This window comes from Paenibacillus sp. J22P218 (assembly GCF_056269195.1).
On sequence record NZ_JBWDNL010000007.1, the window covers coordinates 311,946 to 338,926 of the forward strand.

Below are 26,981 nucleotides of genomic sequence, written 5' to 3' on the forward strand. Positions count from 1 at the left end.
TTTTGGTTTGTTTCGTAAAGTCTTTGAAACTAGTATGGCACAGATTATACAAATTCTTGAGGGAATAAAGACATGTTGTGCTTTAGACATTCCTTCTCATTTTGATATTAATTCTCATAAGGACTTACTCCTATTTTATCCAGTTTTCCGATCTTATACCTTTGCATTTCATTGAAAAAAAATAGAAAAATATCGAATGAAAGCGCTTTATGGTTTTCATGGTCATTCCGATTAAAGACTCATTTCAGTATAGTTTTAAACTGACCGAATCCCTTGTGGAATAAAGATTGTAATCTACTTCCATTTGTATTCAAGCGCCCTTTTTCCATAAAAAAAGGCCATGGTTTCAACGCTGACCCAGGACTAATGTCCAGTGTCCTATAAAAACCTGACATGGAAATGCATTCGACAATATTTGCAAACGATTTATTTAGCACGTTATAAAAAATGAAAGCGGTTTTTTTGTCTAAAAAAAAGAATAATACGAGCTGTTTCACTCCTAATGAGTATGCTCGATCTCTTAAAACATCGATATATGATAAAAGATGACATTTATTAAATCACATTTTCGATTGACTCTAGTATTTCTTTACCAGCCCGGAAATATGAAAGCAGTCGTCGTAATGCCCCTTGTGATGAGGAAAGCGTCGAACCGTCTCATCCTTTTTAAGGGATGCTTATTTCTTGCTACCTATGAAGCTTTGCCTAATCATGATAAAGTAGTGTGGTAAATACCTACTTATGATGAGCTGCTGCAATCGAGGTGTCCGATGAGCTCTTTTCTGCAAATTAAAATTTATCGTTATAAGTTTATTGCCTACGTCGTCTTCGTCGTGACCATCGGTCTCGCGCTTGGCACGCTGACCTGTGCCATGCTCCTGAACCAATGGATTGGCGATGCCCGTCTAGAGGCTGCTAATGCTTTCGCGGGCGTAGAGAACGAGCTTCAGTATGATGCCGACCGGATTGAGGCCTATATGCAGCGCATCTACTCCAATCATAGTTTGATGGACGATGCTCGCAGCTTTCTAAGCAGCAGTGCCGAAGGATACTTAACCGATAGTTTGCAAAACAGCCAATTCTCTAAGCCGCTCGTATCTTTTCCGGAGGATATTAAAACCTACCTGTACAGCTGGGCGCAAGGCGGAATAACGCAGGTTAGTCTGCATACCGGCCAATACGGCAATGTCGTACGCTTTAACGATAACGGAATTGCAAGCTTCCTATTCGGTCTTCCTAATACCGACGAAGCATTCCACGATACGATTCTCAAGGGATTCGTATATCGCAAGAAACTATCGGATCTGGCACTGGGCTCGGGCTCTAAGGAATTAGGGGAGCTCCGCTTCTTGGTCAGCAGTGATCAAATCTTTGAATCTATCCAAAATTATCGCTTGGGCAAGGCCGCTGCAATCAGCGCTTCCGGGGAGATCTATCTGATCGGTAACGAACAGGATCAAGTCTTGAAGGAATTAGCCCTTCAAGCGGCGGCGAACGGACGCAGTCACGGTTATATTTCGAATGGATTTTTTGAGCATAGCTTCTATATTACGTTCCCGTCCACGAAGTTCAATTTCAAATTCGTAAGCATCGTTGATTTATCCATGCTCATTCGACAGCATGCCAACATGCTGATCACCATCTTTCTGATCGTTATAACGACTATGATTAGCGTTCTGCTGCTCATCGTGTACAACCTGCGGGATGATTCCCGGTTCCTGCACCGTATCATTCAATCAATTGGACGCGTGAAAACAGCCAACTTCACCCCTAATCGCCCTGCCCGTTATCGCCGTAATGAATACGGCATGATCGCTAGGGAATTAGACGATATGATTCAACAGCTGGATAAGCATATCCGCAATGAATATTTGCTAAAACTCAAACAACAAGAGACTGAAATGAAAGCGCTTCAAAATCAAATCAACCCTCATTTTCTCTATAATACGTTAGAGGTTATCCGCTCCACTGCCCTTGTTAATCAGGACCGGGACACCGCTGATGCCATTGCTACGCTGGGGGCGCTCTATCGCGAAATCGTCAAAAAAGAAAATATTATTACGATCGCAAGCGAGCTGGAATTGCTGCAGAAGTACTTGGAGATTATGGAGTTCAAGTATCCGGAACGTTTCTTTTACCAACTTAATGTAGACCCGGCCATACTCTCGATCCCCACCGTGAAATTTTGGATGCAGCCTTTGGCGGAGAACTTTTTCATCCATGGCTTTAACCCCAGCAGCGAGTTTAACTTGTATGTCGTGAATGGCTGGGAAGCCGAACAGCATTATGTAATGGAATTCGTGGATAATGGGCGCGGTATCCATGCCGACCGTTTGCAAGCGGTAAGAAGCACGCTGTCGAGCCATGACGATCCTTCATCCGGAAGTATCGGTTTGCGCAACGTATACACAAGGCTTCACTTCTTTTACGGAAAAAGCTTTTCTATAGAAATTGAGAATAACGAGGAAGCTGGCGTTAAGATTTCTGTACGAATTTCAAAAGAGGTGATTGAACATGTACAAACTGTTGATTATCGATGACGAGCCTCAAATTTTGGAGGGAATGAAGCGAATTCTGGACTGGAAGCAATACGGTTTCAGTCGGATCGAGACGTGCGAATCTACGGACGCGGCCATGTCCCTGGTTGTAGATCTGCAGCCGGATGTAGCCATATTTGACGTGTGTATTGGCAAAAATCTCGGCTATGAAGCGATCTATAGACTCAATGAGCTCCACATCCCTACCAAATACGTGATCATGAGCGGTTACAGTGAATTCAAATATGCCCAAGAAGCCATTCGTTGCGGCGTCAAAGACTATTTGCTCAAGCCTGTTGACCGTACAAAGCTGCAGCAAGTGATCGAGAAAATTATCGTTGAAGATCTGGGTGGTACGATCGGCAATACAAGCTGCGAGAGTATGAACAAGGATCCTGTACTTGGCGTAAGCTACGACCGGTTATCCAAGCTGGTCAACCGCATTCTGCTCATGATTAAGACGGAGTATGCACAGAATATTACCTTGAAATCAGTCGCGGAGCGCTTCCAGATGAACAGCACTTATCTTGGACAACTATTTCTCAAGGAATCCGGAATGAAATTTTCGGAATACCTCATGGCTTACCGCATGTTCCTGGCGCAAGAACGAATTCAAACGTCGGACGAAAAGATTTCTTCGATCGCGCTTTCCGTCGGCTATAACAATCTTAATTATTTCTATACCCACTTCCATACCTATTTCGGAAAATCCCCCTCCGATCTGAGGGGAAAAGGGTAGCAACGAGCTTCGCGGAAAGGAGGATATCGATGCTAAAGTACCCTAGACTCAGATATATCTTCATGGCAATCAGTATGATACTGCTGCTCACAGCGTATACGACCGGTTGCTCCCGGCAGCCTAGCAGAAATAACGACGATGTGTACGAAGGCGATACTGTCAATTTGATTTATTATACGATCGGAGAACCAGACAAGGATCTGAAGCTCGTCAACGATAAAATCAATGAAATACTGGCTCGCAAAATCGGCGTGACGATCACCTATATCAAGATTGGCTGGCAGGAGTACGAGGACCGGCTGAACACGCTTATATCCGCCGGCACTCCCTTCGACATTGCTTTCGTCCCCAACTATGCTGCCACCACTACGCGCGGCGCTTGGCTGAGACTTGATGACTATCTGACTAGTCTCGGCAAGGATATGTACGACGCCATTGATCCAACCTTCTGGCAGGGGGTGCAAATGAATGACGGAGCCATCTATGGCGTGCCGACCAATAAAGAACTGGCCGTGCGCGATCATTGGATGTACCCTGCTTCCATTGTGAGCAAGTACAATATCGACATTTCCAATTATAATACGCTGGAATCGCTAGAACCTTTGCTTCGGATGATACAGCAAAATGAGCCTGCCTATATCCCCATGGAGCTAGATCGAGATTCGCACAATTTCTTCGCACTCTATGGCTACGAATATATCGTGAACCATAAGGTTCCCTTAATGGTGAAATCGCTGGACCCTGAAGCCAAGGTCGTGAATATTTTCGAAACCAAGGAAGCACGGCAAGTATTAGACACTCTGCGGCGTTATTATAAGGAAGGCTTCATTAACAAAGACGCGGCGCTTCGTGAGCCAGGCGGACTTAAGCGCGGAGATAAAGTGTTCTGGAAGTCCTCCGGCGGCGGACCGCTCTCGGAGACGACTTGGAGCAAGGATCGCGGCTACAAGGTTGTATCGAATCCGGTAACCCCAAGTGTCGTGACTACGGAATCAGTCCGCGGAGGAATCATGGCTGTCAATGCCAACACCAAGCATCCCATTGAAAGCATGAAGTTTCTGAATCTGCTCAATACCGACCCGGAAATTCGAAACCTATTCAATTACGGTATCGAAGGGGTGCATTATACGCTGAATGACCAAGGACAAACGACCCCCATTCCAGGCAAAGACAGCCACGGCAACCCGATTCCGGACGGGCCGGCGAGCTATGCAGGCGTCCAATACACTCAGGGCAATTGGTTTATCCTGAGAACCATGGGCGGCGATACCCCCGAACCCCTCGATAAATGGGAGCTGTTCCGCCAATATAATGCGGAGTCGATCAAGTCCGCCGTTCTCGGCTTTACTCCCGATTTATCCAAGCTGACCGCTCAAATCGATAACATTGAGATGGTTTGGAGGAAATATTATGCAAGCCTCATGACCGGTACCGTCGATGTTGACTCGATCCTCCCCAAGTTTAACGAGGAGCTGGGGCAAGCAGGCATTGCGGAGGTCGTTAAGGAAGTTCAGAAGCAGCTGGACGCGTGGCGGGATGAGGCGGGTGGTAAGCATCAATCCATTGCGTTGCCGATTCCGTAGTCCTCTAATTCAATATCCGTCTCATGTCCCAAAGCCAACTTGGCAAGCTGGCTGCCTAAGAACGGACCAACCGTGAGACCGGATGCACCGAGTCCATTGGCCGCGAGCAGTCCGGTCCATCCAGGTATCTCCCCAATGACCGGAAGGAAACCGGGAGTAAACGGCCGAAAACCGACGCGCACTTCCACAAAGGCGCTGTCAGCCAAGCCCGGAGCCAGCTCCAAGCCCTTGTTCACAACCTCCTGCATGCCTGCCGCAGTAACTCGTGTATCATAGCCTTCAACATTGTTCTCGTGCGTCGCCCCAATGACAATTCTCCCCTGCTCGAATGCGAGCAGATATTGGTCATTAGGCGGTATAACGACCGGCCACAAGCCGGTATCTTGCTCGTTTTCTAGCTGAAGGTGCATAATTTGCGCTTTCTGATAGCTAACGTTGAAGAGAACACCGAGCGGCAGCAGCAGCTCTCTTGCCCAAGCACCCGCGCACACGATTACAGCATCCGCAGCGTAGCGGCTACCGCCGACGACGGCTCCCGTCACTCGGCCTCTATCAAATGTAAGCTCAGCGTCTCCATGAACGAGAGCTGCACCATGCCGGACGGCCGAGCGAATAAGCGCATCACGAAGCGCGCGTCCATCAACGCGGGCTGCACCGCTAATCTTGACCGCGTGATAGCCTTCCGCCAGCAAGGGAAACAACGCGCGAGTCTCCTGCTCATTAAGCCTCGTTATATCACTAATCTCCGGAGCGTCAACCTTGCGCAGCGTGGCCCGCTCCTCCATCTTGCCGATTGCGGCCGTATTGGTATGAACGGCTAACGCGCCTATCCGGGCATAGCCGGTATCCGTCTCACCCTCGAGCCGCAATTGTTCGATCAACCCCTGATAATAGGCCGCACCCGCCTTGGCCAGCCTGTACCAAGCACGGTTGCGCCGTTGCGACACCCAAGGGCATATAATTCCAGCGGCTGCATCTGTCGCCTGCCCCCGGTCGTTGCGATCGATCAGGGTCACCGCTGCACCCATCCGTGCCAGGTGATACGCAGTCGATGCTCCGAGTATTCCCGCTCCAATAACGATATAGTTGTTCATACCGGCTTCCTTTCATCAACCCATGCATAAATTGTATGTGAACTTTGCTGGCGAGATTTTTTTATTTGTACACCTCGGCGGTTTACAACAGATACTGAGTTTTTTTTACTTTTTGGCTTGCTTGCGTGACATGACTTTTATAATCGGTAGGCGATACTCCGAACTGTTTTTTGAACATTCTACTAAAATAAAATTGGTCGCTAATTCCTACTAACGCAGATATCTCCTTGATGTAAGTGTGGCCTTTCATAATCAATTCTGCTGCTTTGTTCATCCGTACATGGTTTATATATTGAATGAGGCTCAATCCCATTTGATCCCTAAATACGCGGCATAAATAGTTTTCGCTGAAATTAACGTGATCAGCAATCATTTCCAACGTGATCTTGTCCCGATAATGTAATCCAATATAGCTTATGACATCGGCTATTTCTTTCCTGGTCACAGCCGAATCAAGAGAACTTGGAACATCCGTCCAGAAACTCAAATCTTCTAAAGCTTCCATAGCAATAGCTAATAAAGCATCCGAACTTTTACAATCCCAAACCTTGTTTTTATTCCCCTCATATTGCTCGGCATTCGTCACTGTTATTTTATTGTCGCATAACGGTATATAATCCAAGCATTTATTGATAAAGGTTTGGAGTGCCAAAGGGTGAATCCTATTCTGATGGGCTTGTTCTGTAAAGGTTTGTAGCATCAACAAAATTGAAGCGCTATCATCCTTATATAAATAGTGCAAAATGGATTTGGAGAAATCCACATAGTTAACAAAATCCATGTCATGTTTGAGGTTTATATCATGATAAAAAATAACGGAATGTGCCTCGTAGAAATTAATATGGATAGCATCTTTGCAAGCTTGATACATTTGTCTAGCCTCTAGGTAACCTGCTATTTCCGACGAATATACAATAACAGGCTCCAGCGTCATGTACATTTGTATGAGTGATTGTATGCGGTGCACAAAGGTCAACGGCTCAAATTGACATTGAAACAGCCGTTCCTTAGCAATCAGAACAATAATTGCATTAGCCTCTACTTGAAAGACCTCTACATCCTGTTCGGATTCCATTAAATCAAGAATCATGTTCTCGATGAATGACATCGAAATATTCAATTTCTGCCCTTCTTTGGCTGTAAACGTATCTAAATGAATATAAAATTGGTAGCAAGTTTTGCTTGATAAATGCAATTGAACCGTGTTGTTTTGTAAAAGGGGATCCATGTCATGATAACTATTTGTAAAATACTCTTTTAACATCGTGTTTTTTACGCTCTTCAAATTGCTGCGCAACTCTTGCTCTCTCGTTACTTGCTCTTGCAAAGTAAGCTGTTGTTCTTGAAGGAGCTTTGCCGTCTTCTGAAGCTGCTCAATCAGCGCTTCCGTCTTGATGCTGATTTTCAACATATAATCGACGGCGCCAAGAAGCAAGGCTTCGCGCACAAGCTCATATTCGCCGAAATTACTGGCTACAATGATTTTCCCCTTATAGCCGAGCTCATTCAGTTCTCTTATAAGCTGAAGCCCATTCAAATTCGGCATTTTCAAATCCGTAATAATGATATCCGGATTTAGTTCTTTCACTAAAACCAATGCTTCATTTCCGTCTGAGGCTGTACCGCAGATGGGAAAACCAAGGCCATCCCAATCAATCATCGTACGCAGAGCAATTTTTACAATAGGCTCATCATCTACAAGCAATACATTGAACATATAAAAATTAACCCCCTTCAGACATTTGAATAGGAATAATCATTCTGCAACAAGTACCCTCGCCTACCACGCTTGAAATGTATAAACCGTATTGATCTCCGTAATGGAGTTTAATTCGTTCATTCACATTGTTTACTCCAATGCCTGACAGCTTATCCGTATGATCCGAAGCACGGTTTAGATTCGTATCAAACCCTTTACCGTTATCCGTAATATCTATGTGAAGCTGATTATCGACCTGCTGAACTTTAATGCTAATATCGATGGATTTGCCATTTTCGGAAATTCCGTGAATAATGGCATTTTCAGCGACGGGCTGCAAGATTAATTTCGGAATGAGCAATGGGAGCAGCTCGTCATCGATCTCATAGTTAACCTGGAACCTATCCGCATAACGAATTTTTTGAATTTCAAAATAATGCGCTAAGTTTTGAAGCTCCTGTTCAATGGTGACCTCTTCGTTATTATCTAAAATCGTACTGCGCAATAACTCGGATAGCGAGCTTATTCCATTATTGAGTACGGGCACCTGATTAATAACCGCAAGCCAGCGAAGCGTATTTAAGGTGTTAAACAAAAAATGCGGATTAATTTGCGACTGAAGCATTTGGAGCTCCAGCTCCCGCTTTCGTTTGTCATCCAGCTTTTGATTATCCATCAATCGCTCAATCTCGCTGACCATACTATTTATTTTACGGGAAAGCGCGCTCATCTCATCGTCATTCTCGTCGTGAATACGATTGGATAAATCACCGTTCGAGATTTGATTACTGAATGCAATAATGCCTTTTATAGGTTTAACAATACTATTGTACATAAAATAAATAATGATAATGCAGGTGATTACAATCATGAATACAATAACAAACATACTAAGCGTAATCTGACTTATTTCTGAGTTTATATAGGAATAGGGCATCAAAGATATTAGGTACCAGCCGATTTGCTCATTATATATATACGATATTTGCTGATCTGAATTATTTACGAGTCCAGAAAAGGAAGAACGATTGTTACTTTGTTGCTCCTTAATCCTATGAAACAGCGTAGAGTCGGAGTATTGCTCCCCTAGCTTCGTCTCTTTATCGCTTGATGAGAATACCGTCCCGTCACGCCCCATAATAATGAGCTTCGATCCTGTCCCTAAGTCAACGCTTGACAGTATATTTTTCGAGAATAAGTCTGTGCTGACGTACACGAAAGCATACCCGATCTGCTCTGAGCTATCATGCTCTGCATGGATCTTTCTCCCTACTGCGATCGTGTCGTATGATCGGGTCGTTCTTACATAAGTAAGGCCGTCATACGGCGCATTTTTATTGACATCGGATATTGCCTTTTCCAAATATTCATTGCTGATTGTTTCGTATCCAAGCTCGTAGAAGGGCTCGTGGTTCGTATCATAGATGCTAACGGTTACAACATGTGACGGGAATATCGTCCGAAATATAGCATCCATAGCCGATTCTTTAGATGTTTCCGTAACCGCTTGTTGTGAACGATCGTTAGATAAGTGGGCTTGCACGAATTCATTCGTAGAAATCGATCCGTTAAGAAATTGATAATTTTGAAGCTCTGTAAGCATATTTTTATTAACCAAAGTTATCGCTTGAAAGGTAGATGCACTAAGCTTATCGCTGATCGAATCCGAATATAGCTTATAGGCATAGTATCCGAGAAAAAGGATAGGAATAACCGATACGATTAAAAAGGTTCCGATTAATCGATGCTGAATCTTAAATTTCCGCAGCATAGCATTACCCCTTGATGATGATCTGTTTATAGTAACATAATGTGCACCTTAAAACATTTAAAAGAAGATGATCCTCATCTATCGGAGACATCATCTTCTTTGGATTTCATTTGAATTTTCTGTTGTACAGCCATAAGAAACTGATAAGCATAGCAAGTCCAAGCAGCATCGTTAAAAGTCCTGATGGACCAATCGATTGATGACCGAATACGGTAAGCAACATGCCTATAATGAACAGGATTAAGTAGAGTAGTTTGTCCATACTAGTATATCATCCTTTCAAACCGCCCATAGTCATACCCTGGGTTAATTTCTTCTGTACCAAAATATATATAAGCAATGTTGGCAGCATAACTATAACGAGACCCGCATATAGTTGTCCATACTCAACAGCGGATTTTTGCGCAGCCAGCAAATTCATCAACCCAACCGGAAGCGTCTTATATTCCGGCTTCGTTAGCAAGGTCATCGAAATAATGTATTCGTTCCAGAACGATAGGAAGTTGAACAAAATAATCGTAATGATCGCAGGTCTAGCCATTGGCATAATAACTTGAACCATTGTTCTAAAGTATCCTGCTCCATCGACCGAAGCAGCCTCTTCATATTCTTTCGATAGCGATTTGAAATAACCTGACAGCAAATATACGGTAAATGGCAGCGCCATAGCCGTATACACTAGCGCCAATACAAAAATGTTATTCAATAAGAATGGTTGACCAAATAGGCTTCGCGCAACTTTGTCACCATTGTTCAACATGAGAAAAATAGGAACGATGATATAGTTTACATTAATGAATAACCCAGCCATAAACATCGTGTTCCATAACACGCTTCCTCTGAAACGATAACGGGCAAGCACGTAAGCTGCCGGAAGCGCAATAACAAGCAATAATGCGATGGACAATGCCGTTACAAGCACGGAGTTGAACATATAATCGCCCATATTTGCCTTCAGCCAAGCATCTGCAAAGTTCTGAAGATAAACGCCTTGAGGTAACGCCCACGGACTGCCGTAAAATTCAGCATCTTCTTTTATAGAAGCGGTAAACGCCCACAATACTGGAATAATGATAATGACTGTTAATAAAATCAACAGAAAATAGGACAGGGTCTTGAATACGATTGCTTTGCTTGTCATCCTTTCTTCCCTCCTTAATACTCTAGATGATCACGCTTGGTAACAGCATTAAGAATGCCAGCTAAAGCAAACGAGAACAAGAACACAACGACACCAATCGCCATGCCGTAACCATAAGAAGAATTCGTATAGGCTTCTTTGTACATGTAGCTTAAGAACACTTCGGTCGCCCCATCAGGACCGCCGCTTGTCATAGCTGTAACGAAGAGGAAGCTCATATTGATCGTGCTAATAATAAAGAAGGTAAGCGTCGTACGAATATTCGTCCAGATAAGCGGTATCGTGATCGTAAAAAACTGATGGATAGGCGAAGCGCCTTCCAGATTGGCAGATTCGTATAAGCTTTCCGGAATGTTAGCCATGCTTGCCATATACATAACCATGTAATAACCAACGGCTTGCCAAATCATTGCACCAGCAAGACTGTAAATAACGATTTTCTGATCTCCAAGCCATAGGATCGGTTCGTCTGCGACACGGAACAAATGAAGCACCGAGTTTAGAAGTCCATTGTTCGGATCATAAATGGCAGAAAATATCGCGCTAATGACGACTACGGACAAAATATTAGGAATGTAAAAAACAGTACGATATAAATTACGCCCTTTCAGGTTACCCCGTGTAAGGACTCCCGCGAATATTAGCGCTATTGCGAATGTAACGATCGTTACGACAATAATTAACAAAATACTGTTTTGAAAGACTTGATAGAATTTATCGCTTTGGAATAGCTTGCCGAAATTATCGAATCCGACAAACGTCTTCGTATCGGTATATCCTCCCCATTTGTATAGGGACATACGAAACACGTCAATGCTCGGAATTAACAAGAAGACAATAAATAGGATGACGGCCGGAGCCAGACAAAAGAATATGAAACGGGATTTCCCCCTGTTAGACGGCATTACTCGAGCTCCTTCCTATTTTTAAAAGTAACTGTGGCCAGTTTTCACTGGCCACAGCACCTTTTACTATGTTGAAACCTATCTATTTCTGAGCCGCACGAAGAGCATCGCTTGCTTTCGTAATCGCATCTACCCACTCTTGTTGCGATTTCGCACCGGTAACCAAGGAATCGACCGTTCCGAATACGGTATCCGAAATATTTACTCCTTCAACCGGAGCCGTTGAAGTGAATGCGCCCATCGCTGCTTTTGCGCCAGTATCATAAATACTGTAGAACAACTTGTTATCGCCATCCAGTTTATCCGACATGCCTTTAATCGGTTGCACGGCGCCTGCCTTAGCAAAAATCGCTGCAGCTTCATCCGAATATAGATAAGCGATGAACTGCTTCGCTAGATCCGGGTTTTCGGCTTTAGCTGGAACCCAAATTTGCTCGAAGAATGTATAGGAATAACGGTCCCCGCCATCGGCTACAGCTGGAAGAGCGGTAAAGCCCCATCCGAATCCTTCTGCACGAGGCGCACTCGCCATTTCATTGACAACCCATGTACCATTAGGCATAAATAATGCTTTGTTGTCCAAAATGAGCTGTTGGTTTTTTGTGAAGTTATCTTTATTGCCGTTAGCCGGAACCGTTTTCTCTGTGTAAGAAGCTAACTTCGTCATAATATCAAATGCTTGTTTTGCCTCCGCCGATTGCCAGATTCCTTCCGAATAGCTAATCGCTTTCGTGAAGAATTCAGGTCCGCCAACTTCATTGAGCAAAGCGTAGAAGAATGAATCGAAGTAACCGGTTGTCGGATAAGCAAATAGCGCAATGCCCTCTGCTTTCGCTTTCTCTCCCAATGCCCACATTTCATCCCAAGTTGTTGGTACTTCCCACCCTTTTTGCTCGAACAAACCCGCATTATAGAACAAGCCGGTAGGGCTGTAGAACATTGGCATCAAATACGATTTACCATCGTTATATGGATTGGTAATCGTCGTATCTGTAAAACCAGGTATCATTTTCTCGCTAACAGCTACATCTTCGCCAGGTACCTTCATCGAAAGAACATCCGTAAGGTCGGTCATGTTGTTATCTTTGACGAATGTTTCTGTAAGCCCTTTCGGTTGACCGACAGCTAAATGGATAACGTCCGGGAATTCACCGGATTTCATGGTCGGTCCAATAACATCCTCGATGTTTTTCTCAATCGTCATTTCGACTTTCACGCCAGGTACCGTCTGCTCGAATGCAGCTGCAACGGTTTGCCACACCGTTTTTCCATAAGCGGTTTCCAGTGCAGCGAATTTCAGCGTGCGAACTTCGCCAGATGAAGCATTAGAGTTCGTTGAACCGTTTTCCTCCGTCTTGTTGTTGGAAGAACCACAAGCGGCTAGCGTAAATACTAATATAACCGCGAGTGCCAAGGTTGCCATTTTTCTCATCTTCTTACCCCTCCTCGATTTCTTTGAATAACGAACATCATTCGTTATTCTAAATAATAAGAATGTTTCCACTCATTCAGATTAACCACTAAAAATCAAAGTGTTCAATAGCATTTGCCGAAGTAGATAAGATCGCTCATCGGTTTGCAAAATTATCTATCCGCTGAAGTTTCAATTGATTTTCCGCTTATAATCAAAAGCTCTTAATGATCATTTCACAACTCGTTTTAGTTAAAATTGTTCATACATTGCGCAGGAATATTCATGTACTTCTGCGTGGATAATGTTCATAATCAATCTGTTAAGGGTCTATTTATGATAAAAATGTTGGAGTGATTAGCATGAAAAGATATTCAAGCATCATCTTAGTAGCGGTAGCATTACTAGGAATCATAGCTATTTCAACAATAACGGTTATGAAAGATCAAACGTCTCCCTCTGACAAACCTGCAGTTAATAACAAAGAGTTGCATATCGCCGTATTTCAAGGCGGATACGGTCTGGAATACTGGAAAGAAATAACGGAGAAATTCGAAGCTGCTTATCCGGGAGTGCAAGTGCATCTGACAATCAGTCCTCGGATCGGTGATGTAATCAGACCTCAAATCGTCGCAGGAAATCCACCCGATTTTCTAGCGATTTCGGATACCGACCAAAGCGGGATTATGACCTCATTAGTGAAGGAAAAAGGATTAATGGATATAACCGACGTGTTTGAAGACGTAGCATTAGATAATGTGCAGCAATTAAAGGACATGATTCTCCCTGGCATCCTTGAAAGCAAAAGATTTACTCCTTATGAAGACGGGAAAATTTATATGGCACCGTCTAATGCTGCACCAATGGGGTTAATCTACAACAAAAAATTGTTTAAGGACAAAGGTTGGAAGCAGCCTGAAACATGGGGTGAATTTTTCGCGTTAGACGAGGAATTAAAGAAAAAAGAAAATTATGTAGCCGATGAGAATGGAAATAAAATAAAGCGCGCGTTATTTACTTATCAGGGAATCTATCCGGAATATTTGGAAGAAATTTTGTACCCTTCACTTGCGAATGCTGCTGGAATTGCACAATTGAAAAAAATATTTTCATATGAACCAGGTTCTTTTAAGACGGAGCCTGTAAAACAGGTATTAGATACATTAGCTAAGCTTGGAAGCGGCGGGTATTTGATGGAGGGGACAGTCGGACTTAATCACACCCAGTCACAAACCGATATGATGCTTGGCAAAGCGATATTTATCGTGAATGGTTCGTGGATGGAGAATGAAATGAAAGATTCTCCTAGAGAGGACGGTTTCGAATTCGGCATGATTCCCGTTCCCGTGTTTAATAAAGGCGATGAACGTTATATTCTTTCTAGCTATGAACAATTTTCTATTCCGCTCAAGGCCAAAAACCCTGAACTTGCAAAAGAGTTTTTGAAGTTTCTGTATACCGAGGAATCCGTCCTCTTATTCGCAAAGAAAGCGAACGGTACTTTTGCACTCAAAGGAGCCCAAGAGCTTTCGAGAAACTATTTAACCCCGGGTGTATATGAAATGTTCAGCGCTTATGAAGGAGCAACGGCCATTACGCAAGAATGGAATATTATCCCGAAGCAATCCAAAGAAGATATAAGAAATCAATTGTTCAAAAAAGCCATCACTCCGATTATGACAGGAAAAATGACCACCGAGGAATGGATGAATCAAGTAGAAAACGCGTTTGCAGATATTCAAGCCAATATGAACGCACAACCATACTAGCCTTCTTCATTTCTTTGAGAGCGAACAAATTTCGGTCGAAATGCACTCGGCGCCATGCCTGTCCACCTACGGAATTGTCTAGAGAAATGGCTTGCGGACTGAAATCCAAGCTGTTCGGCTAATTCCTCCATCGAATAGGTCGAATGCACAAGCAAATGCTTCGCCTGGTTAAGAACCATTTTACTCCTATATTGTCGCGGCGATTGCCCGTAAACCTTCGTAAATATATGCGTGCAACGACCGCGGCTGATCCCTAATGAGGCTGCGATTCCAGCTATTGCTCCATGATTTTCATTGCGTAGTTTTTCTTCAATCGCATGGGCCAGCTCCGTTTCAAATACGGAGGCGTTCTGCATACTCTCGTCGCTCATCGGAATCGGACTGCGTGCTCTTTCGCTGTACTTTATAAACTCACTAATGATTCCCAGGGTGTGAGATTGGATAATAAGGCGATCTAATGCTTTGTCGTCATCAACGGTATCGACGCAAATATTGTGCAAAAACGCCTCTTCAATAGCGCTAAAATGTGTCGGTAACGATAGCCCCGCAGCCTCTTCTGCCTTAATGATCACGTAATCGGCCCTGCATAACCTCTCACGTATGATGGGATCATCGAGATCGAAATGCAAATTAAAGAAACGATAAACGGAAGTTGGGCCATTCTCAGTAGCATGTGAAATGCCGGACTTTATTAACAGCCAATCCCCGCTGCTGATCGTAAATACATGATCGCCTATCGTTTGCCTTATTTCCCCTTGTTTACAATGCAATAGTTCAAAAAGGTAATGATGATGCCGAGGAAAAGACCAATTAGGATGAAAATCCCCCAAATGACAGCCGATAATCTGCAGCGTACTCGTTAGGTTAGGGAGTGAATAATGAATATCCATGTTACATGGACCTCCTATTGTTCAATAGTCTAGACATCTATTCTAGCGTAACGCGATTCCATACAAAAGGTCAAATTTACTCTTCTTTTGTCCATTTGTTTGCCTATTCATTCCGCTTAATATAATAAGTATCATGATTAACGCATAACCACATTGCATTGGAGGTCACTTTGGATGACTGGATTATCTGTACAAAACGATCATTTTTATTTCGATAACTTGCCTATTCGCTTGCTTTCCGGAGCGATCCATTACTTTAGAGTCGTGCCTGAATATTGGCAGGATCGTTTATTAAAGCTGAAAGCATGCGGATTTAATACGGTAGAAACTTACATTCCATGGAATTTCCATGAGCCTGCTCCCGGTAAATTTAACTTTGAGGGTATGGCAGACATTGAACGGTTTGTTCAATTAGCAGGCGAACTAGGCTTGCATGTCATCGTGCGCCCGAGTCCGTACATTTGTGCAGAATGGGAATTCGGAGGTTTGCCTGCATGGCTGCTTGCAGATCGAGAGATACAGCTTCGCTGCATGAACCGCCCCTATCTGGATAAAGTAGATGCCTATTACGATGAGCTATTGCCTCGACTGAAGCCTCTGCTTTCCACAAACGGCGGCCCTATTATTGCCATGCAAATCGAGAATGAATATGGAAGCTATGGCAACGATACAGCCTATCTTCAATATTTGGAGCAAGCCATGATAAGTCGTGGCATTGACGTGCTATTATTCACCTCTGATGGACCAGAGAATCATATGCTTCAAGGAGGCATGGTTCCAAACGTATTAGAAACAGCAAACTTCGGTTCAAGAGCGGAGGAAGCTTTCGAGGTGCTTCGTCGTTATCAACCGCAAGGTCCGCTGATGTGCATGGAATATTGGAATGGCTGGTTCGATCACTGGGGGGAAGAACATCACGTTCGTAACGGTGATGAAGTTGCTCAAGTGTTTGAGGATATGCTTTCTCTAGGCGCCTCTGTCAACTTCTATATGTTCCATGGCGGCACCAATTTCGGTTTCACCAGCGGCGCGAATGGCTTAGAACGAGATCACTACGAGCCTACCGTTACAAGCTATGACTATAACGCACCATTGAATGAAGCAGGCGATCCTACTGAAAAATATTTTGCGATACGCGATATTATAGCTAAATATACAGATCTTCCCGAGATGGAGGTTCCTAGAGCTTTGCCCAAACAGGCATATGGAACGGTGCTTGCAACTAGCCATGCCGTGTTGTTAGATCAATTGCACCAATTGTCCGAGCCCATACATGCTGTCACTCCAGAGCCGATGGAGCGTTACGGGCAGAACAACGGATTTATCGTGTATGAAACCTTTATTTCCGGACCGCGTGAGGAAAAGGAATTCATTATTCAAGATTGCCATGACCGAGCACTGGTTTACTTAAACGGTGAGTTTAAAGGGATCATCGAAAGATGGGATTCCAGCAAAAAGGTTCATTTTGAAGTGCCAGATGGCGGAGCTCGTCTAACCATTCTCGTTGAAAATATGGGACGCATCAACTACGGACCATACCTAGCCGATCGTAAAGGGATTACCGAAGGCGTTCGCCACGGCAATCAATTCCTATACGGATGGACCATTTGGACATTGCCTCTTGATAACTTGCACCCTTTGACCTTTGCAGCGATAGAGAAAGAAACAACAAATGGTCCAGCATTCTATCGTGCGGAATTGAACATTGATACTGCACCGGCAGACACGTTCTTGAAGCTGGAAGGATGGTCTAAAGGAGTCGTTTACGTCAACGGATTCAATTTGGGGAGATATTGGAGAGTTGGTCCACAGCAGACCCTTTACATTCCTGCACCGCTTCTACGTCAAGGCAGCAATGAAATCATCGTCTTCGATATTGACGGAACAGAAAGCTTAGAATTACAGTTTGTAGACCAACCTCAATTAGGATAATAGCTTTAAGATTCGCTTCAGCTTTGGGGCTTTTATCTTTGTTTTCACTGCCCCCGTTACACGGAAGTGCTGGCGTCTGTTTTATACAGACGCCAGCATTTTTACATAAAACCAAGCTCGCCAAGCAGTCGGCTCAGCATAATCGCCATTTCGGCACGGGTTGCGGTTTGATGCGGCTTGAAATTGCCAGCTTGATCGCCTTTAATGATGCCGTAAGCGATCATTTCCTGCACAGCTTGGATAGCCCACTTCGATACCTCGCTGGAATCATTCAGCTGCTCCGATCCGTAATCCGTAGCATTGGAAACGGGCCCTCTGACGTATTGGATCGCTCTAGAAAGGATGACCGCCAGCTCTTCCCTTGTAACAAAATCATTCGGGTGGAAGCTTCCATCTTGGTATCCGGTCACCAATCCAGCTGCTGCCGCGGATGAAATCGCCGTTTCGTACCATCGACCTGCAATATCGGTTAAAGTCCCTGGCTGATCCGCCGCCGGGATGCCTAGCGCTCTGACCAGCAGCGCCGCTGTCTCCGCTCGCGTTAAGCCGGCCTTCGGATCGAAGCTGTTTTCTCCTTTCCCTTCAAAGATGAGCATCGATGCAAGCTTCTCCGCTTCACTTCTAGCCCAATGATCTTGCATATCGGCAAAAGCTTTCCGATTAACAATATTCACGTACAAGCCATCGCTGCTAACTGGCAGCAGTGCATACGTATGTCCTCCGATATTCTCATATCGTACCGGAACATATTGCAGCTGTTGAAGCCGTTCGTTCCATACCGCTATAATCGTATCTTCGTTCCTATTGGAAACCGCAATACGTCTTTCTACTCTGCTGCCTAGATGATCTAAAGTCACATCAGACCCATCACCAATGCTCATTACAATCTTGAACTGAATAGGACCGGATAATAATGCTCCACCACGGGCTTGCAGTTCCGCCAATAAAGGAGCAGCAGCCTCGCTCTTGGCGGCATAAATCGCAAAACTCAGTTTATCTCCATCTTTGCCTGCATACTGCGTATCCGCTGCAGCAATCAGTTCAGAGAAAGGCAAACTCATACTGCCGCCGGACATTGTTACTTGAATCGTAAACAAAGGATTTAACTTGAGCAACTGGCGTACCGTTACTCCGCTTAGTTCGAAATGTCCATTTGCCGTACCCCTATCAACCTTAATTAGTCCGGATTGCACTTCGGATGGCGATAATTTAATGGTTTCCTTCTGATTATTGCCAGCGATGAAATCGATATAATAGTCGGATTGAGGCTGTTCGGGTTCGTTCGTTTCTCCAACCGTTTGATTATTCCTTAACACGATCACTTGAATCGTTCTGCTGTCCGATTTCAGTCCTTTGGTTACCGTAGCCGTAAGCGTAACCGGTTGGTCTCCTTTCTCATATGACGGCCGTGAAACTGAACCGTTGACAGGATTAATCAGCTCCGTTCGGCTAGAGGTCCAAGAAATGACGGAGCCGTTAGCTCCTGTAACCGGAAGCGTCAATCCATTACGCACATGCTTTTCGTCATCTCCGGCCGCGTAACCGATCGTGAGCAGCATCAAGTCTTGGGCTACCGTCTCTTCATCCGTCATGTCGGCTTTGGTAATTGTTATACGATAAAGGACGGTATAAGTTGTCTGATTCGCATCAACCGCTGCTTCCAATGTGACGGCTGAGTCCCCCTCCGAGTAAGACGGAAGATGCACAGCACCAGTTGTTTCATCAAGCAGGCTGTTGTCCGAAGACGTCCAGCGAATCGTACGGCCAGCAGCATCCTTGCTTGGCAGCCCAACATTCGATTTCACTGCAGCAGCGGTCTCTCCAGTGGCAAACACCGGCTCAGGAGCAGCATAGACGGTTAACTGGCCAATGTTCGGTATCACCTCATAATTCGACAGACGGTTCAACGGATCGAGAAGCTGTGCAGTAATATCATAAGCGCCTTCTTCGCTATCTTCCGTCGCTTCCGTTGTATACGCTGCCGTAATGGAGTCGCCGGAGACAACGCCTGTAAGATTGCCGCTTAACTGCGGATTCGTTTTACTTATCCATCGCGATAGCGGATCCGTTATAACGAGAAGTTCGGCTTTCGTAACCGTCAACTCGCCTTCCTCAAGGAGCACATGATAGTTACTCAGCGTATCTTCCGGATCAGTGATGGCGGGTACGATTGGATACGATCCTACTCGGCTTGATAAAGTTGCTGCTGTCGAATAAGATGCCTGGATCGTATCACCATTCATAAGACCGGTGATCGAACCCGTCAGAGACGGATTGCTTTGCCCATAGGCTCGGGAGTGATTCGAAGCAGCAACCGTTAAGGGGGCTTGTGTCACAGTTAAAGTCCCCGGCACATAAACAATTGCATACTTCGTGGATGTCAATCCACTGGCTGTAATGGAATACTCTCCAATTGGGCTGGATGCGTCAGCGGATGTCGAGAATAACGGCTGCCCAAGCGAGTTAGCCGCGTCCCATGTCATCAGTCCGTCCAAGCTCATTGTCATACTGCCATTAGACGTTCCATATGGTCTGCTCGCATCATTAGGCGTAACCGTAAGCGGGGCTTTGTTAACCGTAAGCGTCGTCGTTTGCTCCGCCGCGGGATAAGGGAACGAAGCTGCAGTCGATAATTTCAGTTCATAACTCCCCGCAGCTAGTCTAAGTGAATAGCCGCCACTAGCATGACCGACTGAATTCGTCGTTACGTACCCTATAGAGCTTCCATTAACGAAGACATTAATTGTCCGATTGGCTAGCGGCCCATCCGGAGTTGTCAGTGTTCCCGAAATGATTACTGTTTGTCCGTATGTACCCGTTACCGGAGATGTGCTGAGCGTAGTCGTAAAATCCCTAGGAGCCTCTCCAACGTAAGTGGCAAATCCAAAATCATATTCGTCAGACCAATAGGGATAGGTAGGGGTAAAAGCTTTTCCTCCTGCATAAACGTTGGTAGTATGAATCATCCACGCCGTTTGCGGCGTCTCGCCGATCGAAGCGGTTAAGCTCATCGTATACTGTTGTCCAGCCTGTATCTGTGCCGGTTGTTCAAACAATACGGATACCGGGCCAGGCGTACTAGTTGGAACGTTCCTGCTCCCAAAAGTCGATGAAGCAAGCACCGTTCCTGACACGCTTTGTCCTGCATAAATACGGAGTGTAAACACAATTCCCGAACTCCCGTAATCGATCATATGCAAATCAATTTGATTCAGGTAGCCGGACTCCCCCGCCGTAAAGCTTTGAGCACGTCCGCCCGCTCGGAACGTGCCATCCGGTACATCTCCGGTTGATTGGTCAATCGAATCGGCTGCGACTGCCACCGACCCGTGAATCGCCGCCAATATCGGTATAATTGTAAGGATCAAGGCCATCAAAAGGCGGACCATCCAAGATGTCGTCCATGCGTTAATAGATCTGTTCTTATCCAAACTAATAGACCATCCTTTCATCCCAATCTAAGTTATTTAACAATGCAGGACTTGCCTAAATATACCTAACTGTATCATCCTATTTAATTTATTGCTATTAACGAAAGTTAACTTCTCGCCGAGAAACAGCATAGTTCGACAGCTAATGACGACTTTCTCAGAAGTTGAGAAGCCTTTGTCAATGGTCCGAAAATATCCCAAACTTGAGTTGAAAAATCGTCAGTTCCGGTTGACGACGACATTGGCCGAGAAGGACGGTCGTACGCGCGTGACGTTCGCGTAAACAGCATCGGCCTAAGAACGTTGTTTCAAAGGAGATTGAAGTGATGTACGGAGTAGAGTCCAGCGAGGTTGAAAAGTTCATTGCTTCAGAGCTTAGCGAAGGTTCATATGAGATCAAGCACTTATTGGGCGAATTATACGTTGCAGCATCACATTTTGAAGTACCAAGTTATTCGTAAACTTCAACAACCTAAAAAAAGCCGAGAAAAAATCAGGAGCGGATCCCTGATTTTCTCTCGGCTTTTTGTAATTGAAAAGAACCTTGCTAGATACAAGGTCCTCTAGTCAGCATATTTTTCTAAAGCAGAGTGCCGCTTAAAAACAGTTCTATTATTTTTTTTGCTGGTTCGTTGCGGGTAGTATATTTTTGCATTAAATCGGCTCTGTTACTAATCAGAAGCAGCGATGAAAAGGCGTGTGCAAGAAACAGCGGATCCTCTTTTCTCAGCTTCCCCTTGTCCATCCATACTTTAAAGTAATCCGACAACGCTTGATAGATTCGTTGTTCCGTTATTCTTATTTCATGAATTTGCTCATCGCTTAATGAGCTCTCCGCCTCTTTTAGAATCGTCTCCACTTCTGAATGAGGATTTGCGATTCTTGCCTCTGCAACGCGCAGCAACCCTGCTTCAAGATTGTCAGATTCCTTAAGTAAACGCGACACGTTGTTGTGCACATTATTCAACATCGTAGTGATGGCGACCTTGAATAGTTCAGACTTGCTGGTGAAATGGTAGTAAATAGATGGTTTTGAGACGTTACATTCATTAGCGATTTGCTGAAGCGTCACAGGCTCGTAGCCGTTTTCCATAAATAATTTGGACGCGGTATGAATGATCGTTTCTTGTATGGATAAATCATCTTGTACGTGCTTAGGTCTACCAGGCAACCGTTGATTTTGGTTATTAATAATTATCACCTTCTTGAACATTGTATGACAACTACCTTCATTTATCAATGTGGCCTTGTAATTATATTTACCGGTAAATATAATTAAATAATTGTAAGGCTATCACAAAAGACAAAAAGAGAAGGTGATTAGAATTTGGAGCGAATTGCGTTATTAAAGCGTGTTAGTTATTTAACAACCATTTTTATGTTCTTGGCCACTTTTGGCGGAGGAATCGTTACTCGCACCGAGTCTGGGCTGGGATGCGGGAGTGAATGGCCGTTATGTCATGGGAAATTCGTTCCCGCTCATACCATAGCCTCTGTTATTGAATACACGCACCGCCTGGTTAGCACGACAGCAGGAATTTTGGCGGTCGTTACGCTCATCCTTTTTTATTTGTATTGCAAAAAACGCAAAGACTTACAATTCTTTTCTGCTTTAACGTTCGTATTTGTAAGTATTCAAGGGGTGATGGGAGCATTAGCAGTCGTATTTTCCCAGTCTCCTCCTGTTATGGCGCTTCACTTAGGATTCGCTTTTATATCCCTTGCTAGCTCTCTAATGACGAGCTTCGGGGCTAGGCAGGAGCAAAATTTAGGCGGGCTCTCTGTTTTTAATCGAATGCCGAGAACGAGCGCTTCATTTCGTAATTTCGTATGGTTTTTAACGATTTATTCTTACGCGGTTGTCTACACCGGAGCCTTTGTTAGCCATACTGGCTCAGCGGGGGCATGCTCCGGGTTTCCTCTTTGCAATGGGGCGATCGTGCCAGACTTATCAGGCGGTGTTGGTATCGCGTTTATACATCGCATAGCTGGTTTTCTTCTTGTTGCTTTGATTATTGTACTCTTTGTGTGGATAAACCTAAGTTATAAGAACGCTCGCGAGCTTAGCATTTCAGGCGTGATTTCTGTGATTCTGATTCTGTTCCAAGTCTTTAGCGGTGCTGGTCTCATGCTGACGATGGATCATCCAGAAGTGTATATGTTTGTAGTGCTTGCTCATATGACCAGTATTGCCGTTCTTTTCGGTCTGCTTTCATACATGAGTTATATCGTCTGGAGATTGGCGAAGCCAGCTTCATCATCTTAGAAACAATAAAAAAACAGAAGGTGGTTTTTACTTTTGGACAAATCAGTGAAAAAAAAGAAATGGACCAAAATAGCAGTTATCGGGTGCATACTGGCAGCGATCCTAGCCGTTTCATTATTTTTCTATATACAATCCATAACCTATACTCCCTCAGATCGTGCCCAGTCGGCTGTTAAAAGCGATAGCCAAGTTAAAGTAACCGAGATCAAAGAAGGCTATAAATTTGAACCAACTGGCGGCAACGTCATTCAGCCAAATATCATTTTTTATCCAGGCGGCTTGGTAGAACCCAAAAGCTACTCGCCGTTAGCTAGGGAGCTAGCTGAGTTGGGGCATCGGGTTTATATTGCGGATATGCCGCTAAACTTAGCCATTTTCGGCCAAAATAAAGCCGATTCTTTTGTCAGTGAACACCCAGATGAATCATTTATTATTGGGGGGCACTCCCTGGGAGGTTCATTTGCCGCAAGATACGCATCTCAACATAGCAATGCGCTTAAGGGGATATTCTTCTTAGCCTCTTATGCGGATGAGAAAGGCGCTATAAAAGATACGGAGCTATCCGTTTTGCAAATTACGGGAACGGATGACGGAGTGATGAACGAAGAAGATTGGGAGAACAGTAAAACGAATCTACCGGATGATACCATTTATGTGGGGATAGAAGGCGGTAATCACGGCCAATTCGGCTCCTACGGGAAGCAAAAGGGAGACAATGACGCCGCCATTGAAGAAGAGAAGCAGTTGGAGATTGTCGTTAATTCATTGCAGGATTGGTTCGCGGAGATGAATCTGACTCCATAACGTCGAGGAACACCTCCCCTCTGCTGCCGGTCAAAAAGTAGAGTTTGCCGGAGGAGGCAACTTCTGACTAAAAAGTCCCGAAATTTATTATTCGGGACTTTTTCTAGTTGCATAAAACGTTATGTGATTTTAAATCGTTATTATTTCTTGATCAACCATCCGTTTTTTATTATTTGTCGGATGATATCCTTATTAGTTAGTAGGAGGGCAACATGAACAAGCAACCCCAAATAACGGAGAAAACAAAAGTTTCAAAGGGAGTTACGCCCTATTTAACGAATGAGTCTGCTTGCGTTTCGACAAGAAGAAAAAATACCCTTAAATAAAAACAGGCTGCCCGAAGGTAGCCCATTTGGAGTCATGATATTATACTGGATTTCTCACAGCAATCGCTCAAACTCGTTTCCTATATTCCTTGGCTCGCATGATTGCCTCAGCCCGGTTATTTACCCTTAACTTGCGATAAATGTTCTTCAAATGGAACTTCACCGTATCTTGAGTGACATTCAATTGATCGGCAATCTCCTTATAGATGAATCCCTCCGCAAGCAATTGAAACACCTTCTCTTCCTTCTCGGTCAGAGCCTCGTTAGACAAAGATTTAGGAGACGGATTGCTGCTCACAGCGTCGAGAAGTAGACGGATATAGTTCGAGGGCAACAATGTTAATGCTGTCTTTTGCTGCTGATTCAGAAGCTCGGCCAGCATCTCGACCATCTGAGGGCCTTCATCAAGGTAGCTGCGGATGTAGCCCAACGGTTCCGAGAGCCTCAAGGCAATAACCAACGGCGCAAGGGCTGCTTGGGGGGCCTCGGATTGCCGAAGCACCATGCTATGCAAGATCTTCAGCCTGATCCGTTCTCTCAGACGATTTTCCTCGTCCGCAAGGCGCTCCAGCTTCTCGAACAATTGCAGCGCATCCTCGATCCGTCCATTCCCCGCAATCACCCTGACCATTACTAGATACTCTTCGAAATACCGGGCCGAAACCTCGTCCGAATGGGACAATCCACTCTGTTCGAGCCAATCGCATGCCTTCTGGCGTTGCCCTTGAAGCAGATACAGCCTGGCTTGTTCCGCCTTGATTCTTTTCCAAATAATAGGCTGATCCGGCGATTCGACGCTCGAACCGAGATGGGTAAGCCATTCGATTGCTTCCTCCTCTCTTCCGAGAGCATGCTTGAGCCTTGATGACACCAGGCCCAGATGAATCCAAGTCCATACGTTGGCACGAAGATCCTTCCGGCTGAGCGCTTGTCCAATGTACGACTCCGCCTCGTCCAACCGATTCCACTCGTGCATAAGCGAACTATAGGATAGATACGCATAGCCGACAAAGGGATAGTTCGGCTTCTTCCCCCACATCGTGATCAGCTTAAGCTGGAATTGTTCCATCTCGTGCAGATCGACGGTCAGCGAGAGCGGATCCCCGAATCCCTCGTGACCTAGATACCGTTTGGTCGAGGCTTTCTGGAGGCTGCTCCCTTCTGGCAAATAATGCTCCAACAGCTCAAAATAATGGAGGGCTCGCGGCATATTCTGCTGCATTCGGAAGAAGAGTGCATTTAAGTAATAGAGATTGCCCATCACTTGCTTCCATTCCGGCTCAGAGATGGACGCCTTCATGGCTTCGAACCGTCTCTCCGCTTGCTCGGCCTTACGCAGTCCTTGCTCCCAATCCCGATCCAGCAGGAACTGCGAGATGCGGTACAGCTGGAACATCGGCTTGTGTTCAAAGCTGCTCTCCGGCAAGGCATTAATCCATCTTCGAACCACGTGGCTCCTCGATTGCAAGAGCTCCGGCATGATACGGTCGATAATCTGAACGGCATCCTCTGCCTGTTCCGTCCTAATATAATGCTCCACCGCTTCTTCATAGAGCCCCTCGTTCTCATGCCAGGCTGCAGCCCGATGGTGGGAAAGTCTCCACAGTTCCGGGTAGTCCCTAGCGCACAGCTGCTGCAAGAACTCGGACAACAGATGATGATAGCGGAACCATTCGCGCTGCTCATCCAGCGGAATGATGAACAAATTTAGCTGCTCCAACCGCTCCAGCTGGACCTGGCTGTCGGCTTGTCCTGTCACCGCCGCGCACAGCTCCCCGTTCATGCGGCTCAGAACGGAGGTAGCCAGCAGGAATTCCTGCAAGGAATCCGACAGCTGCCCGAACACTTCTTCCAATAGATAATCGGAGATTTGGCGCTGCCGGCCGCTGAACTGGCGAATCGTATCGGCGATATTGCCGCTTCGTTTGAGCGTGATAGCCGCAAGCTGAAGCCCGCTTACCCAACCTTCCGTCTGCTCAAACAACGTAGAGATTTGCTTTATCGATAGCGATAAGTTCGTCATCTCCCGGAAGAAGACTACTCCCTCCTCCAACTCGAATCGCATGTCTTCTATTCGAATAACGTTGATCTCGCCCTTGGCAAGAAGTCTGGTCGTGGGAAAAGACAGCTCGGTGCGGCTTGCGATATAGAGATGGAAGTGCGGAGGCAGATGCTCAAACATATATCGGATCGACTCGTTAACGAACGCATTCTCGATGACGTGGTAGTCGTCCAGAATGAGTACAAAATCGCCGCTAATCGAGCTTAGCTCGTTCAGAAACGCCGATACGGCGAAATCGATAGAAGCCGCAGACTCTTGCTCAAGCAGGAATTCGATCGATTCCCCGAACATCGGCAGTCTTTCTCGTATGGAAGCTAAGACGCAGCTCCAGAATGCGCCCCAATCGTTATCGTATTTATCCAGGGAGACCCAGGCAACCGAAGCCCGGCATTGCCTCGCCCATTCGCTTAAAGCTGTCGTTTTACCGTAGCCCGCTTGGGCCGATAGCAAAGTCAGCTTGGTCTCCATGCCTTCCTCAAGCTTGCGCGTCAGTTGCGGCCTAGTCACCAAAGATCTGCGCGCTGGGGGAATGAGATATTTGGTACTGCGAATCATATTCTAAGCCTCCGAACGCTTAAATTAAAAATTCCATATAATCGATTATATTCGATTTAATTGGAC

At 45.1% G+C, this 26,981-nt stretch carries 18 protein-coding genes; 7 read left to right on the plus strand and 11 right to left on the minus strand.

All coding sequences use genetic code 11. The features are described 5' to 3' along the window. The first annotated feature begins 770 nt into the window (after positions 1-770). From AC0YN0_RS27165 to AC0YN0_RS27175, 3 genes are read left to right on the plus strand one after another with little or no spacing between them, the layout of a single operon-like run. Positions 771-2,540 carry a sensor histidine kinase gene (locus tag AC0YN0_RS27165; RefSeq protein ID WP_475824085.1) on the plus strand — a complete coding sequence of 590 codons (1,770 nt, stop codon included), beginning with the start codon at positions 771-773 and terminating at the stop codon, positions 2,538-2,540. Then, positions 2,515-3,276 (plus strand): response regulator transcription factor, encoded by a 762-nt coding sequence (locus AC0YN0_RS27170; protein WP_475824086.1) that lies wholly within the window; start codon positions 2,515-2,517, stop codon positions 3,274-3,276. Before AC0YN0_RS27165 ends, AC0YN0_RS27170 begins: the two co-directional genes overlap by 26 nt. A gap of 29 nt (positions 3,277-3,305) precedes the next feature. Next, the gene (locus AC0YN0_RS27175; RefSeq protein ID WP_475824087.1) at positions 3,306-4,859 is read left to right on the plus strand and encodes an ABC transporter substrate-binding protein; all 1,554 of its coding nucleotides are present in this window, start codon (positions 3,306-3,308) and stop codon (positions 4,857-4,859) included. On the opposite strand, the gene AC0YN0_RS27180 is transcribed toward AC0YN0_RS27175, so the two are convergent. From AC0YN0_RS27180 to AC0YN0_RS27210, 7 genes are all read right to left on the minus strand, one after another. Continuing rightward, positions 4,832-5,953 carry an NAD(P)/FAD-dependent oxidoreductase gene (locus AC0YN0_RS27180; protein ID WP_475824088.1) on the minus strand — a complete coding sequence of 374 codons (1,122 nt, stop codon included), beginning with the start codon at positions 5,951-5,953 and terminating at the stop codon, positions 4,832-4,834. The genes AC0YN0_RS27175 and AC0YN0_RS27180 overlap by 28 nt on opposite strands. 82 nt (positions 5,954-6,035) lie before the next feature. After that, entirely contained in the window at positions 6,036-7,670 is a 1,635-nt protein-coding gene (locus AC0YN0_RS27185) for a response regulator transcription factor (protein WP_475824089.1), read from the minus strand. A 7-nt stretch (positions 7,671-7,677) separates the two neighbouring features. Continuing rightward, positions 7,678-9,423 (minus strand): histidine kinase, encoded by a 1,746-nt coding sequence (locus AC0YN0_RS27190; protein ID WP_475824090.1) that lies wholly within the window; start codon positions 9,421-9,423, stop codon positions 7,678-7,680. Between the two features lie 106 nt (positions 9,424-9,529). After that, positions 9,530-9,685, minus strand: a complete 156-nt coding sequence (locus AC0YN0_RS27195; protein ID WP_442051314.1) for a DUF6903 family protein — start codon at positions 9,683-9,685, stop codon at positions 9,530-9,532. Positions 9,686-9,694: 9 nt separating this feature from the next. Further along, positions 9,695-10,564, minus strand: coding sequence for a carbohydrate ABC transporter permease (locus AC0YN0_RS27200; RefSeq protein WP_475824091.1), 870 nt, complete (start codon positions 10,562-10,564; stop codon positions 9,695-9,697). Positions 10,565-10,578: 14 nt separating this feature from the next. Next, positions 10,579-11,469 carry a carbohydrate ABC transporter permease gene (locus AC0YN0_RS27205; protein ID WP_475824092.1) on the minus strand — a complete coding sequence of 297 codons (891 nt, stop codon included), beginning with the start codon at positions 11,467-11,469 and terminating at the stop codon, positions 10,579-10,581. A gap of 82 nt (positions 11,470-11,551) precedes the next feature. Beyond that, positions 11,552-12,901: a carbohydrate ABC transporter substrate-binding protein gene (locus AC0YN0_RS27210; protein ID WP_475824093.1), complete on the minus strand. Its 1,350-nt coding sequence runs from the start codon at positions 12,899-12,901 to the stop codon at positions 11,552-11,554. 341 nt (positions 12,902-13,242) lie between these two features. Between AC0YN0_RS27210 and AC0YN0_RS27215 the strand changes: the two genes are divergently transcribed. Then, positions 13,243-14,649, plus strand: coding sequence for a carbohydrate ABC transporter substrate-binding protein (locus AC0YN0_RS27215; protein WP_475824094.1), 1,407 nt, complete (start codon positions 13,243-13,245; stop codon positions 14,647-14,649). Here AC0YN0_RS27215 and AC0YN0_RS27220 read toward each other — a convergent pair. Next, positions 14,646-15,539, minus strand: a complete 894-nt coding sequence (locus AC0YN0_RS27220) for a helix-turn-helix domain-containing protein (RefSeq protein ID WP_475824095.1) — start codon at positions 15,537-15,539, stop codon at positions 14,646-14,648. The genes AC0YN0_RS27215 and AC0YN0_RS27220 overlap by 4 nt on opposite strands. A 174-nt stretch (positions 15,540-15,713) precedes the next feature. Here AC0YN0_RS27220 and AC0YN0_RS27225 point away from each other — a divergent pair, with 174 nt between their 5' ends. Continuing rightward, complete coding sequence (locus AC0YN0_RS27225) at positions 15,714-17,471, plus strand: glycoside hydrolase family 35 protein (RefSeq protein ID WP_475824096.1); 1,758 nt, start codon at positions 15,714-15,716, stop codon at positions 17,469-17,471. 101 nt (positions 17,472-17,572) lie between these two features. Here AC0YN0_RS27225 and AC0YN0_RS27230 read toward each other — a convergent pair whose 3' ends face one another. Together AC0YN0_RS27230 and AC0YN0_RS27235 are read right to left on the minus strand one after the other, a co-directional pair. Beyond that, positions 17,573-20,902, minus strand: a complete 3,330-nt coding sequence (locus tag AC0YN0_RS27230; protein ID WP_475824097.1) for an immunoglobulin-like domain-containing protein — start codon at positions 20,900-20,902, stop codon at positions 17,573-17,575. A 580-nt stretch (positions 20,903-21,482) separates the two neighbouring features. Further along, a complete protein-coding gene (locus AC0YN0_RS27235; protein WP_475824098.1) occupies positions 21,483-22,115 on the minus strand; it encodes a TetR/AcrR family transcriptional regulator in 633 nt (210 codons plus the stop codon). Positions 22,116-22,229: 114 nt separating this feature from the next. Here AC0YN0_RS27235 and AC0YN0_RS27240 point away from each other — a divergent pair, with 114 nt between their 5' ends. Together AC0YN0_RS27240 and AC0YN0_RS27245 are read left to right on the plus strand one after the other, a co-directional pair. Then, on the plus strand, positions 22,230-23,168 hold the full coding sequence (locus tag AC0YN0_RS27240; RefSeq protein ID WP_475824099.1) for a COX15/CtaA family protein: 939 nt from the start codon (positions 22,230-22,232) through the stop codon (positions 23,166-23,168). Positions 23,169-23,201: 33 nt separating this feature from the next. Then, positions 23,202-23,972, plus strand: coding sequence for an alpha/beta hydrolase (locus AC0YN0_RS27245; RefSeq protein WP_475824100.1), 771 nt, complete (start codon positions 23,202-23,204; stop codon positions 23,970-23,972). 393 nt (positions 23,973-24,365) lie between these two features. On the opposite strand, the gene AC0YN0_RS27250 is transcribed toward AC0YN0_RS27245, so the two are convergent. Next, positions 24,366-26,915 carry a winged helix-turn-helix domain-containing protein gene (locus AC0YN0_RS27250; RefSeq protein ID WP_475824101.1) on the minus strand — a complete coding sequence of 850 codons (2,550 nt, stop codon included), beginning with the start codon at positions 26,913-26,915 and terminating at the stop codon, positions 24,366-24,368. Positions 26,916-26,981 lie beyond the last annotated feature (66 nt).

Bases quoted from the DNA above. Each gene is read 5' to 3' on its own strand.
- AC0YN0_RS27225 (WP_475824096.1), top strand. From the start codon at position 15,714: ATGACTGGATTATCTGTACAAAACGATCATTTTTATTTCGATAACTTG.
- AC0YN0_RS27175 (WP_475824087.1), top strand. From the start codon at position 3,306: ATGCTAAAGTACCCTAGACTCAGATATATCTTCATGGCAATCAGTATG.
- AC0YN0_RS27205 (WP_475824092.1), bottom strand. From the start codon at position 11,469: ATGCCGTCTAACAGGGGGAAATCCCGTTTCATATTCTTTTGTCTGGCT.
- AC0YN0_RS27200 (WP_475824091.1), bottom strand. From the start codon at position 10,564: ATGACAAGCAAAGCAATCGTATTCAAGACCCTGTCCTATTTTCTGTTG.
- AC0YN0_RS27250 (WP_475824101.1), bottom strand. From the start codon at position 26,915: ATGATTCGCAGTACCAAATATCTCATTCCCCCAGCGCGCAGATCTTTG.
- AC0YN0_RS27235 (WP_475824098.1), bottom strand. From the start codon at position 22,115: ATGTTCAAGAAGGTGATAATTATTAATAACCAAAATCAACGGTTGCCT.
- AC0YN0_RS27195 (WP_442051314.1), bottom strand. From the start codon at position 9,685: ATGGACAAACTACTCTACTTAATCCTGTTCATTATAGGCATGTTGCTT.
- AC0YN0_RS27220 (WP_475824095.1), bottom strand. From the start codon at position 15,539: ATGGATATTCATTATTCACTCCCTAACCTAACGAGTACGCTGCAGATT.
- AC0YN0_RS27185 (WP_475824089.1), bottom strand. From the start codon at position 7,670: ATGTTCAATGTATTGCTTGTAGATGATGAGCCTATTGTAAAAATTGCT.
- AC0YN0_RS27180 (WP_475824088.1), bottom strand. From the start codon at position 5,953: ATGAACAACTATATCGTTATTGGAGCGGGAATACTCGGAGCATCGACT.
- AC0YN0_RS27190 (WP_475824090.1), bottom strand. From the start codon at position 9,423: ATGCTGCGGAAATTTAAGATTCAGCATCGATTAATCGGAACCTTTTTA.
- AC0YN0_RS27215 (WP_475824094.1), top strand. From the start codon at position 13,243: ATGAAAAGATATTCAAGCATCATCTTAGTAGCGGTAGCATTACTAGGA.
- AC0YN0_RS27165 (WP_475824085.1), top strand. From the start codon at position 771: ATGAGCTCTTTTCTGCAAATTAAAATTTATCGTTATAAGTTTATTGCC.
- AC0YN0_RS27170 (WP_475824086.1), top strand. From the start codon at position 2,515: ATGTACAAACTGTTGATTATCGATGACGAGCCTCAAATTTTGGAGGGA.
- AC0YN0_RS27210 (WP_475824093.1), bottom strand. From the start codon at position 12,901: ATGAGAAAAATGGCAACCTTGGCACTCGCGGTTATATTAGTATTTACG.